Origin of the sequence: Acinetobacter sp. NIOH-H-8, assembly GCF_046635365.1 — a bacterium.
Taxonomy (GTDB): domain Bacteria; phylum Pseudomonadota; class Gammaproteobacteria; order Pseudomonadales; family Moraxellaceae; genus Acinetobacter.
In genome coordinates this window covers 57,825-69,187 of the sequence record NZ_JBHDVN010000014.1, presented here as the reverse complement: position 1 = coordinate 69,187, position 11,363 = coordinate 57,825, and the positions used below count along the sequence as shown (strand labels likewise).

The following is an 11,363-nucleotide window of genomic DNA, read 5'->3' as shown; positions in this document are numbered from 1 at the left end:
GTTAAAATGCTGTGCTGCTTTTCGCACAGACATTTTATCTCTAGTCATAATTTCTATGACTTTGTCTTTAAAATCTTTTGAATATCCCATGTTTCTATTGTTCTATATTTTTAAGTATTTGGCTATAGATGCCCTGATGCGGGAAACACTGCTGCAAAATCCCAAACATGTTTTGTCCAAAGGCTATGCCATTGTGCGCCAGCAAGAACATGTGGTTCGTTCAATCCATCAAATTGATGTCCAACAACCCGTTCAGGTTGAATTACACGATGGCCTATTTTCAGCACAACTTACGCAGGTAACTCCCCATGAGTCATGATACTTTGAGCTTTCAGGAAGGCTATGACATCTTGAAAAAGAATGCTGAATTACTTGAATCTCAGCAAGAACCAGATATTGATAATCTGATGAAAATCGTTGAAGAGTCTATGCAGGCGTATAAAGCCTGTAAATCTCGAGTGAAAGCTGTTCAGAATGCACTAAACGAGACCTTTAAGGATTAATTTTATTAAATACCTTAAATCAGTATAGCCTGATGATTTAAATGCTTAGGCTATTTTTAAATCTCTTGCCTATAAAAAAGCCCTCATTTAGAGGGCTTTTTATTAGATTAGAATCTCCAGTTATAGAACAAGTCAATTGCACGCTCTAAAGACTGACTGGCTTCCAGATATAAACGCTGATTCATTTGATAACGTAAAGTCAGCTTGTTCACTGGGGTAAATACGCCAACCCCATAACGGATATATAAGTCTGGCGTAATATAACCGGTTACAGACACCTGAGTATCATCCCCGGTTCCCTGTGCATCCAGTGCCAGGCCGCTCAGGCCAAAGCTACGACCAATCTGGTTGGTCAAGGCACGCGTACCGCCCAAGCCCAGACTAATCCCTGCGGCTGCAATGGTGTTGTTTACATCAGATCTGAAACCTTCCGCCTGACTTAAACCTGAAGCTCCTTCATTGATACGACCAGTAATCAGGGCATTCAACGCTTCCTGTTCAGACAGACCAGCATCGTTATACACCTGAATAGCAGGACTTGAGGCTGTACCTGTAACACGCACACCGACTGTGCTGCCCTGTATCGATTTATTGGCATCAATATCCAGGGTTGGATTCGATAACGGGCCATTGAAACGTGCAATCGCACGGTTCAGATCCAGACTTTGTCCATAGGCTTCAATTTTCACCCGTTGTGATACCCCGATCGCCCCATTGGCACGCATCGCAGATTCCAGACCACGTTGCGTCAGATTGACACGACCTAAGAGTGGTATACGGCTGTCAAAGCCCTGGAAGATCACCTGATTTCCTAACGACACTGCAACATCTGCGCGAATATCCCATGGACGTGCCGCTTTCAGAATGGCGAGCTGGTCATCTCCTTCACGTACAACACGAACATCAGAAGACAAGCCCACGACAGGTTCAGAGGCTTCAGGCATGGAAATCAGTGCACGAGGAACATCGACCTTGCCACTCAAGCTTAATTTTTTATTGAACGGATACATATCCAAGGTCAGGTCAGGCGTAACCACTGCAGTAATCAGCGGTGCCTGACGAATCAACAGATTTTCGCCCTGAAGTTTGAGCTGTACGCGTGGATCACCTTTCCAGTCTACAGAGCCGGTTAATTTACCAGCGCCACGGCCACTGTTAAATGCACCATTAATAGTCGCGGTATTTTGGCGGACTGATGAATAGAGCTGCACATTGGTCAGATTGACTGGCAATGAAATCATGCTGATTGCCCCATCCTTAACCCGAATTTCACCTTCAAGTAATGGATCGGTTAAGGTTCCGCTAATTTTACCTGCATACGACAAGGTACCATCCAGATTACGCACATCCTGAATGAATGGCTTAAAGACCTTTAACTGAACCTGATTAAAGGCAATCTCGCCACGCATTGGTTTATTGTCACGATATGGATCAATAATCACATTGGCATAGCCTGTACCAATATCTGGTGTTTTCACATCCAGACGAATCTGTAGACCGGCGGCCACGCTTTTTGCGACCAGCCCCACTTCATCATATTTTAAGGTCGAGCCTAAATATTCCGGATCATCAGAAGATAAGCCGATCACACCATTACGGGTTACCAGACGTGCATCAATCTTCGGTTTAGCACCTTGTGCCCAAGCTGCCTTGGCATAACCATTCACTTTACCGGTTAATGCTATGCCTTCTGGCAGGAAGGCACTAAAGTCAGCCAGATCCAGGTTACGGGTAATAAAAGAAGCACTGCCTCGGGTTTTATTGACTCGAATTGGCTGATCAAAGCAGAGCTGGCTTTGCTGGCTCATCCAGCAATGAGCGCCAACAAACAGATCCGACTGTGCAGTGTTATAAATCACAGCTGCATTTTGACGCTGCACCAGATGGGTACGCAGTGAGTCGAAATCACCGCGCTGGATCTGGCCTAACCAATTATTTTGTGCATTAAAACCACCTGCCAGCTGAACAAAAAATTTAGACAGCTTGTTTTCAGCCTGAACTTGCAGTACATGCGCGGCGCGCGTTCCAGCTAGTGAAACTTCACCACGTACAATCTGTCTATTGCCACTACGCAACTGATCCATGGTCGCAGTCAATAAGGTCGGTGTGGTTTGTGAAGTCGGCAACTGACCGCGTACCCGAATCTTGTCTACGCTAAATAGGTTCTTGAAGGCAAAATTATCCACTGCCAGATTCGCAGTTGCTTGCAAACGCGGTTGTGTCTGCATATTGATGTAGCCTTGTACCCGGCCTCTTAATCCCGGATAAAGCTCATATAATGCCGGCGCATTCACTTTAAGTTGCAAATTCTGCGCATTACCTGTGGCCTGTAGCTGGTTGCTGGCATAAGATAGGAACAGGTTATTGGCTTCAAACTGCTGCGGTACAAAACCACGCTGCTTGGAGTCAATCAATACAGCCAGATTACCCTTACCGCGTACCGGTTTATTATTCAACATACCGGCCAGATTTAAGCGTTGAATCTGGACACGCTTCACTGCATCTGACCAGACACCTTGGGTTTGCAGATTGCCAGACAATTCACCTTTAAGCTTGGCATTGAAATACTGAGGTTTAAAACGCACCAGAGAGGCATTTACATTCCAGCCAATACCATTTGCCAGATTCACCTGACCATTGGCATTAATTTTTCCAGCGACCCCATCATGACGCAGTTCCTTGATATTCAGCATATCAGGCGTACCCGACAAGCGTAGTTTTAACAATCCTTGACTGGCCTTGATCTGACTGGCACTTAATGCACCATCATAATTGACCGCATAACTTTTGAATCCGCCACCTGCTTTTTCATCATGGAACAACAAGGCAATATTACTATTACCTGTCAGATGAACGGTTTCATTTTGCGCAGCCAGTCGTCCGGTGAGATCTACACCGCTAAGATTAATAATCTGCTGATTCGGGCGTGCATAACCACGGGCTTTTATCCGACCATTCAAGCGGTCAATTGGTGAAGCAGCAGCCAGAGTCTGAGTATTCAGGTTCTGGGCATTTAATACTGCGGACCATTTGAGCTGACGTTTTTCTTCTGGCAGTTCAACCCGTGCATTACCTGTTAGACTGCCGGCCTGTCCATTTCCACTATATTTAAAACTTGGAACATTCAGAATATTATTTTTCAGGTTTAGTTGTGCCTGATACATTCCTGTCGGCAACAGCCCTTCTTCATGCTGAGCAACCTGAGTAGCGACATGGATATTCTGCTGGCCTTCGACCAGTACCAGATCAACATCGCCTGATTCACTTTTTAACCAGCCGATATAAGGCACAGCACGATCAATATTTTTCCAGGCCACATCCAGTAACATCGGTTGAGCTTTATTGTCTTTAACCGGCTTCTGATCCAGCTTGATATTCCAGGTTTCATAGCGGTCAAAATCCACCAGTCCTGTTAAATGCAGGCCATTTTCCAGATTACCGGTAGAGGCAATATTACCGTCCAGACTTGGTGGCAGAAAGTCTTGCACCACCTGTGGAATTCGCTGATGTTTTGGATCAATCCCATTCATGCGACCTGTCAGATCCCAATCCACCTGATCAGCCCAGCCTACAGTACCTGCCAGGCTTACCGAACCTTTCATCAGCTGACCATTTAGATCAGTAATATTGAGCTGATTGACCAGATCGGTGTACATCACTGCGGTATATTGCCCATCCGGGATATTTTCACCTTCAATATCAGTGCGAACATTCAGATCCAGGCGCTTGGTATTCCCATTAAACTCAGCCACACCATCTTTCGTAAACAGTTTCTGCTCTGTCAGGATTGGCCAGTGATATTGCTTGAACTGGAGTTCACCACGCATGGGTACATTAGGACGCATCGGGTGCAGAACTGCCCAGCCTGTCAGCAAATCTGGCGTGTTGGTCGCGACCCCGGCCTGAATGGTATCCAGTGTGCCTCTAGCACGTACTTGAATATCATGAATATTCAAGCTTTCTCTGAGTGAAGGCAGATTTAGAATACCGCGTGCATCTAGTGGATATTTACCTTCAAACTGCATTTTCCCAGTAGCTTCACGTACCGACAGATAGCCCATGTCCATGCGGGAATCTTCGAAATTCAGCTCGGTACCTGACCATAATGCTTCATTCAGTTCAATATTATAAAAATCAACTGCATTGGTCTGAGTCTTAATCACCAAGTGATCGAGAAGTAAATGATCAACCCGCAATACAAACGGTAAACGAATAGCATTGAACTTGAATGGCTCATCACTTGGCGGATTTTTATTAATAATCTGTAAATTCAGTACATCTGCTTCAGTCAGATGAATTTCTTTTTTGATAATCGCCCGCCAACCCAGCTTGACATCAGCACGGTCAATTTTGACATCGACCGGTTTCAGGGTAACCAGAACATTTTTCAGGATAATCCCGCGCCACAGGTTCCCACCTTCATATTCATAATGAATGATTTCCTGGCGCTGCATCACCTGATCGAGCAGGAATTTACTGCCTTTATCGGTAGAAAACAGGATCGCCAGTACAGACAGCAGAAAAATAAGAGAAAAAAGGACCGACAATAGAATACTTCTAAATATACGGCGCTTTTTCGGCACAACTTCAGGTTGTTGCTCTTGTTCTGGCTGTGGTTGGTTTTCGACCATGATCTACCCAAATAACTATTTTTTAATTAATAAATGTTTTATAACTGCGAGCCAATAAAGAAATGCAAACGAATCGGATAATTGTCATCCGACAGTCCGGTCGCCACATCTAAACGAATTGGGCCAATCGGTGAAGCCCAACGAATCCCCAGCCCCGCACCATATTCTGTCGGATTACTAAAATCCTCATTATAGGCATTTCCGGCATCCGCAAATACTGCAGCGCGCCAGCCCTCCCTGAACTGATAATTATACTCCAGTGAAGCCACACCCAAAGCCTGTCCGCCCACTTTAAAGCCTTCAATTTCCGGAGAAAGACTCTTATAGTCGAAACCACGGATACTTTGATCACCGCCACTAAAATAGCGCAGGTTATAAGGTACTTTGGCAAAATCTTCAGTAAAGATATAACCCAGATCCGCACGTCCAACAAACTGGTGATCGGCATTTTCACCCAGTGAATAGATAAAACGCCAGCCTGCATTCACAATCGCCATATCGGCATCAGACAATAGAGCTTCACTGCCCAATTCGACTTTATAGGTTTGCTTAAAGCCCTTGGTCGGGTTCACGCGGCGATCACTATCAGTACGGGAAACTTCATACCCCACCAGTAAAGACTGCTGTTCATCTTCAGTATTGAATCTGAATGCTTCCGGAATCTGGCTAAAATCAACCGAACCATCCTGCGTCAGACGATCCAGACGGTAACGTAGACCGTAGGTTTGTTGCCAATTAGCACGCGGATTTTTAATAATCCGGTCAGCACCAAGTACCGCGGATTCAATTAACAGGCCATCACCTTGGGCCACACCATCACGTTCTTCACGCTCATAACCACCCACGATACTGATATAGTCATTAAGTGGATGGTTGTATGGAATATTATAACGGCCATCAATTGACTGACGGATTTGTGACAATTCAAGGTTGGCATCAAATGAGTGACCACGCTTGTTTACGATCGCGCGGCGATATTGTCCACGTAAGCGTGTTCCGGTATCCGTACCATAACCCAGACCGACTTCGGCACTGTTAAGACGGTCTGCATTCAGTGTCACAATCACCGGAATTTTTTTCTCTTCACGAGCCTGAGCCTTTAAACGTTCTTCTTCGTCTTCTTTGGTCTGCTGCTGAACCCGCAAAGTTCTTAAGTTTGGATTTTCTGCATCACGACTACCGGCGAACTGATCTTCATCCACCACATCCTGTGTAACTTCCTGATCGGATACTGGTGCAGCTTTCTTGGCCACACCTATTTCATCTTCTGAAAACTTCTGTTCTTCTATCAGACTCTGAATATCCGGTGCCAGTTCCAGCTCTCGATCAATAGGATCAGGACGAATTGTATCCACCAGCGTATAGTTAAAATAACGTGAGTTCGTCAGGTTGTTGGCCAAGCTATTCACACGCCAGAAGGTGTAGTCAGCACCATCTTCCCAGGTGACCAGACTTTCCAGTACATCACGATTCAGTGGAAATTCTTTTTCAGGATCACTCATCCTGAACTCTACATTACCCAGTTTATAACGCTCACCTGTTTCAAAGCGCAGATTCACATCGGCTGTATTTTCGGGTTGAGCAATGCGCACATCATGCAAGCGCCAGTAAGCATCAAAATAACCATTGTCGCTGGCTGCGGTATTAATCCGCTCCTTGGTTTTTTCATAATCCCCATGGTTAAAGATATCACCTTCTTCCTGTTCCGGTAGAAGACTAATAACCTGGAACTGCGGCTGTTCACCACCTGGGCCACTAAACTCAATATTATGGGTATTGATAATGACCGGCTCATTCGGGGTTACATAAACTCTGACCCGGCTATCTGATAATTTTTCAAATCTGAACTGGGCATTGTAATAACCTACAGCTTGGGCAGCCTGATTGGACAGATTACGGAGTTGCGGTAATGCAGATGAAAAATCTTCAAAGGATTCCTGGGTAAAGCTAGAAAGTTTAGCTTTTACATTATTTCTAAGATTCGTATAACCTTCTGACTGGGCTTTACGATTCAATCCGCCATTGCTTTGCGCAGTGCCATTTCCATTCACAATGACCACATCTGCACTGATCCGAGGCAAACTGGCGGTCATAATCTGGCGAGGTGGACGGATTTTATAAAACAGTCGCTTGAAAATATTCGGACGTTTGTCATTTTCAGGCGTTGTTGGTGCAGGCAATTCGGATAAGGTCGCACCCGACTCATTTCTTTGCACGATGATCTGACTATCGGCCTGAATGGACTGCATAAGCTGATCAACATTCACAGGTGCCTGATTGATTTCAACCAGTTCCTGCTGACTCATATCATTGACTACTGTTTCAGTTTGCGCGGTCTGGCGATAGGCTTGCGCCTCGCGTTTCGCTTCTTCCGCAACCTGATAAATCTCATTGGCCATGCTCTGGTCAATCGTTTGCACCGGCAGGCTTTCTAAATCATCAAATTCAATTGGCTGAAATTCACCCAGAGACGTTCCCATAATCTGCTGTTCTTGCAGCATTTGCATACTATCTACAGCCGAAGTTTCAGGCTCTAAAGCTTCTTCAACTTTTTCTGTTGCTTCAGCTTCGGTCGTAGCTACCCCTTGTCGTACAGCTTCCTGGGATAACTCTTCGATCATTTCTGCCTGAGACAGTGCTACCGGAGTTTCGGTCTGCTCGGTTTGTGCCATGCCCTGATGCGATAACATCATGAAAAATATACTCATACATAGCCTGGCTCGGCCATGATATGGTACGAGAGACCCCATACTACGATTCAGCATCGTTTGTTTAAATTTTCTCTTTGCGGGCATAGCAAACTCTAAACGAATACATTCTTTAATTGATTATTTGACCGAAAAAGATAAGCTAAAGAACTTAAATTATTGGGTTTTGCCTTTACATGGACGAAAGTATCTTACATGATTTTTCTCAATGTTTACGTATATCTCACATTTCTTAATAAATCTTAATGTAGCACGTCTTATATGAACAACAATGAACATTTGTTAGCGAGCCGCCGCTTTTTACCCATGTTCCTGACCCAGTTTTTTGGTGCACTGAATGATAATGTTTTTAAACAGGCATTATTACTGGTGATTACCTATGGTTGGATTCAGCAACAATCAGCCAGTATTAGCACACTAAATAACCTTGCCGCACTATTGTTCATTTTGCCTTATTTTATTTTCTCTGCGACGGCAGGCCAGATTGCAGACAAATATGAACGTTCCCAGCTGATTCGCTATTTAAAGATTTTTGAAATTGTGATCATGATTCTGGGGACTGTTGGTTTCCTACTCGGTCATTTATGGATTCTATTGTTCGCCCTGTTTTTAATGGGCACTCAATCCACTTTTTTCGGCCCGATTAAATATGCCATTTTGCCTGAAGTATTAAAACCGGATGAATTGATGTCAGGTAACGCACTATTTCAGTCAGGCACTTCATTAGCGATTTTATTCGGTATGATTCTGGGTGGTGCAGTCATTGCTGCTTCTACAGGCAATCTGATCTGGATCAGCCTGACGGTGTTAAGTATTGCCGTGGTTGGCTATCTCTCCAGTCGTTATATTCTGAAGCAGAGTATTCCAGCACCCGAAATCAATATTGACTGGAACTTTTTCCGGACCAGCTTTCAGACCATTAAATATGCTAAAAGTTTACCGCTGGTTTTTTTAATTCTGCTGGGTAACTCCTGGTACTGGTTTTATGGTGCGACTTATTTGACCCAGATTCCACAGCTTACCTTACAAAACCTGCATGCTTCTGAAAATGTTGCCAGTCTGCTTTTAACCTTTTTCTCTGTCGGGATCGGTTTAGGTTCTTATCTATGCCGTAGATTAGGTGGTACTGAGGTCAATATTAAAATGGTTCCTATTGGCGCTATTGGTCTTGTAGTTTTTGCATTGTATCTGGCAGCAAGTCTTGCCTTTGTCCCGGAACGTACTGGTGCTCTACTTGGCTTGGCAGATGTATTCCAGCAAGGCTGGAGCTATTATCATGTGATGCTGGCGGTAACTTTACTGGGCATTAGTGGCGGTTTTTATATCGTGCCGCTGTATGCCATGATGCAAGCGCATTCTCCCCGCTCACATCGTGCACGTGTGGTTGCAGCAAATAACATCCTGAATGCCGTTTTCATGGTATCTTCTGCTATATTCTCAATTATTATTTTAAGCATTTTAGAGTTTGATCTTAAAATACTTTTCTGTATTACTGCAGTGTTGAGTGGCCTGTTTACTTTATGGCTGCTTTATAGATTGAAATCGATGATCAAAACTGCAAAAGCCCCTTTGGAGGATTAATTCATGCGTCAATATACAGGTGTCGATAAGCTTATTCATTCTTTTGACCAGGCATTACGCAGTCTTGTTCCAGGAACAACTTCCTCACAACGGGAAAATCCAGCAAAACCGGTTGAAACCCAGCTTACCGTGAGTGATGCCCGTCATGTGGCTGGTTTAATGCGTGTGAATCATAGTGGTGAGGTTTGTGCCCAAGCGCTTTATCATGGACAGGCATTAACAGCGAAATTACCAAATGTACGTCGGGAAATGGAACAGGCAGCAATTGAGGAACAGGATCATCTGGCCTGGTGTGAAGACCGCTTACAAGAACTGGATAGCCATACCAGTTTACTCAATCCGGTCTGGTACGGCCTTTCCTTTGGTATGGGTGCAATTGCCGGCATTGCAGGTGACAAATACAGTCTGGGCTTTGTTGCAGAAACTGAACGCCAAGTGAGTATGCATTTACAGCATCATATTAATCAACTGCCCGCACAAGATGAACGCTCACGTCGCATTCTGGAACAGATGAATGAAGATGAACTGCATCACCGTGATACAGCTTTGGCTGCAGGCGGTGTAGATTTACCCCTTCCAGTCAAGATTGCCATGACCGGTATTTCCAAGTTAATGACTAAAACCAGTTATTATATTTAAGTATCAAATGAAGCCCTCTTTTTTGAGGGCTTTTTTTATTCTCATGAATTCTTAAACAAGATGACTCATTGATTTTTTTGAGTGCAGATCAATCAATTTAACCATCTATCCAACAGAATATCGGTTCACATTTTAATCAAACTCTATTCTTTTATTCAGCTGTTATAATCGAACCGGTTTCATCTCGTATTTATTAAAATTCTAGAACGATTGAGACAGGTATAACTATTAAATAGCTATGACCTATTTATCAAAAAAATAATGCTTTAAAGGTGACGTATGGAAACAGGTATTATTCTTGGCATTCTATTCGCAATTATTGTGTTGTTAGTTATTTTTTATAAAAAGAAAAAGTAAATAACAGTTTTTTGGCAAATACAGATCCCCTACTTAGATAAAACTGAAAAATTCATTAGATTAATTTCAGATACAGATTAAATTTTGACTTGTGGATATTGAAGACGGCGATCATATTCAAATGCAGGATGAGACCAGATGTCATGCATCGGGATTTTTACGTCTAGTGCAAGCGGTAATTTTTTGGGATTAAATTCCATCTGGCTTAAATCATTTCCCCATGCAATCAGGTCGACATCCAGGCTGATCTGATGCGATGGTCGAACCCGCCCTGAATCCGTTTCCATTTGCTTTAATAAATCTGTCATATCTTGAACAGAAACTTCACTGTATAGGAGGCAGGCCGCATTCCAGTAATCTGCTCCGATACTATCCCGACATGGAATGAGGTAAATTGGAGAAAACCGGACTTCCCCCAACTCACTGATCCGTTGCTGGGCAGCCTGAAAATGTTGCTGTGGATGACAATTACTCGCCAGTGCTAGGGCGAATATCGTTGCGGTGGCGTTCAAGACGTATCCCTACAGAATTGGCTTGCGCGATAATGGCAGGCTTACGGATCGTAATCATAATCGATTCTACACTTTCAAAGGTAGCAAAAAGCGCGTCTAGTACCAGTTTTGCTGCATGTTCGATCAATTTTGGCTGAGCTTCCTGAATCACCCGCGCTGAAATCTCGCAGATTTCGGCATAATTCAAAGTATCTTCCAGTTCATCTGACTGTGCCGCTTGTTCTAAGTTGGTACGAATGTTTAGATCCAGCATTAAAGGCTGAATGATTTGACGCTCCCAATTAAAGCAGCCGACTACTGTATCGACCTTTAAGCCTTCAATAATAATTGCGTCCATTTTAAAACTCGGAATTTAATATTTACCAATAATCTCCCTAAATCCCTCTTTAATACAGAGGAACTTTCATCACTTCTATTTATTTTGTAATGAAA

7 protein-coding genes and 1 pseudogene are annotated in these 11,363 nt (G+C 43.8%); 4 read left to right on the top strand and 4 right to left on the bottom strand.

Annotation, left to right across the window (positions count from 1 at the left end; genetic code table 11):
- Positions 1-124: 124 nt before the first annotated feature.
- Together ACEWB7_RS07985 and xseB are read left to right on the top strand one after the other, a co-directional pair.
- Positions 125-319 (top strand): annotated as a pseudogene (locus ACEWB7_RS07985) (exodeoxyribonuclease VII large subunit); the annotation flags it as partial.
- Positions 309-503 (top strand): exodeoxyribonuclease VII small subunit, encoded by a 195-nt coding sequence (gene xseB, locus ACEWB7_RS07980; RefSeq protein ID WP_004783813.1) that lies wholly within the window; start codon positions 309-311, stop codon positions 501-503. The pseudogene ACEWB7_RS07985 and the gene xseB, both read left to right, overlap by 11 nt.
- A 107-nt stretch (positions 504-610) precedes the next feature.
- Here xseB and ACEWB7_RS07975 read toward each other — a convergent pair whose 3' ends face one another.
- Entirely contained in the window at positions 611-5,134 is a 4,524-nt protein-coding gene (locus ACEWB7_RS07975) for a translocation/assembly module TamB domain-containing protein (protein WP_411580567.1), read from the bottom strand.
- A gap of 38 nt (positions 5,135-5,172) precedes the next feature.
- On the bottom strand, positions 5,173-7,929 hold the full coding sequence (locus tag ACEWB7_RS07970) for an autotransporter assembly complex protein TamA (protein ID WP_004783818.1): 2,757 nt from the start codon (positions 7,927-7,929) through the stop codon (positions 5,173-5,175).
- A 174-nt stretch (positions 7,930-8,103) separates the two neighbouring features.
- Between ACEWB7_RS07970 and ACEWB7_RS07965 the strand changes: the two genes are divergently transcribed.
- Both ACEWB7_RS07965 and coq7 read left to right on the top strand, forming a co-directional pair.
- The gene (locus ACEWB7_RS07965) at positions 8,104-9,423 is read left to right on the top strand and encodes an MFS transporter (protein ID WP_004783821.1); all 1,320 of its coding nucleotides are present in this window, start codon (positions 8,104-8,106) and stop codon (positions 9,421-9,423) included.
- A gap of 3 nt (positions 9,424-9,426) precedes the next feature.
- A complete protein-coding gene (gene coq7, locus ACEWB7_RS07960; protein WP_004783823.1) occupies positions 9,427-10,062 on the top strand; it encodes a 2-polyprenyl-3-methyl-6-methoxy-1,4-benzoquinone monooxygenase in 636 nt (211 codons plus the stop codon).
- A gap of 434 nt (positions 10,063-10,496) precedes the next feature.
- On the opposite strand, the gene ACEWB7_RS07955 is transcribed toward coq7, so the two are convergent.
- Positions 10,497-10,931 (bottom strand): 2-amino-4-hydroxy-6-hydroxymethyldihydropteridine diphosphokinase, encoded by a 435-nt coding sequence (locus ACEWB7_RS07955; protein ID WP_004783827.1) that lies wholly within the window; start codon positions 10,929-10,931, stop codon positions 10,497-10,499.
- The gene (gene folB / locus ACEWB7_RS07950; protein WP_004783828.1) at positions 10,888-11,268 is read right to left on the bottom strand and encodes a dihydroneopterin aldolase; all 381 of its coding nucleotides are present in this window, start codon (positions 11,266-11,268) and stop codon (positions 10,888-10,890) included. Before folB ends, ACEWB7_RS07955 begins: the two co-directional genes overlap by 44 nt.
- Between the last annotated feature and the right edge of the window lie 95 nt (positions 11,269-11,363).

What these genes read in the sequence shown, in the direction of transcription:
- xseB (WP_004783813.1), top strand. Translation starts at nt 309, where the DNA reads ATGAGTCATGATACTTTGAGCTTTCAGGAAGGCTATGACATCTTGAAA.
- ACEWB7_RS07975 (WP_411580567.1), bottom strand. Translation starts at nt 5,134, where the DNA reads ATGGTCGAAAACCAACCACAGCCAGAACAAGAGCAACAACCTGAAGTT.
- ACEWB7_RS07970 (WP_004783818.1), bottom strand. Translation starts at nt 7,929, where the DNA reads ATGCCCGCAAAGAGAAAATTTAAACAAACGATGCTGAATCGTAGTATG.
- ACEWB7_RS07965 (WP_004783821.1), top strand. Translation starts at nt 8,104, where the DNA reads ATGAACAACAATGAACATTTGTTAGCGAGCCGCCGCTTTTTACCCATG.
- coq7 (WP_004783823.1), top strand. Translation starts at nt 9,427, where the DNA reads ATGCGTCAATATACAGGTGTCGATAAGCTTATTCATTCTTTTGACCAG.
- folB (WP_004783828.1), bottom strand. Translation starts at nt 11,268, where the DNA reads ATGGACGCAATTATTATTGAAGGCTTAAAGGTCGATACAGTAGTCGGC.